Source organism: Tsukamurella sputi (genome assembly GCF_007858445.1).
Classification (GTDB): domain Bacteria; phylum Actinomycetota; class Actinomycetes; order Mycobacteriales; family Mycobacteriaceae; genus Tsukamurella; species Tsukamurella sputi.
In genome coordinates, this window is record NZ_VIGV01000054.1 from 1 (window position 1) to 685 (window position 685).

Sequence of the window (685 nt, forward strand, 5' to 3'; positions counted from 1 at the left end):
GACGAGGCCGGCTGCCCCGAGGTGATCGACGCCCGCGGGAAATGGGTCCTCCCCGGCTTCGTCGACATCCACACGCACTACGACGCCGAGATCCTCCTCAATCCCGGCCTCAGCGAGTCCGTCCGGCACGGCGTCACCACCGCCGTCCTGGGCTGCTGCTCGATGTCGACGGTCTACGCCCGCGCCGAGGACGCCGCCGACCTGTTCAGCCGCGTCGAGGCCGTGCCCCGCAAGCACGTCATCGCGGCCCTGGAGGAATTCCAGGACTGGACCGAGCCCGAGGGGTACGTCAAACGCCTCGATTCGCTGCCCCTGGGCCCCAACGTCGCCTCCTTCCTGGGCCACTCGGGCCTGCGCACCGCGGTGATGGGCCTGCGCCGCGCCACGGACACCTGGTCGTTCCCGTCCCGCGCGGAACTGCGCCGGATGGCCGAGATGCTCGACCGCGCCCTCGACGCCGGCATGCTGGGCATGTCCGGGATGGACGCGCCCATCGACAAGCTCGACGGTGACCGCTACCGCTCCCGCGCACTGCCGTCGACCTACGCCTGGTGGCACGAGCGGTGGCACCTCATCAACGTCCTGCGCAAGCGCGGCCGGATCCTGCAGAGCGCGCCGAACATCAACAATCCGCTCACGGCCGTGATGTTCTTCCTCGCCTCCGGCGACCGCCTGTCGCCGGGAC

General features: G+C 70.7%; 1 protein-coding gene. It reads left to right on the forward strand.

Features of this window, described 5'->3' with window-relative positions:
- The coding region (locus FK268_RS23125; protein ID WP_146437800.1) for an amidohydrolase family protein at window positions 1–685 on the forward strand (685 nt) is incomplete at both ends.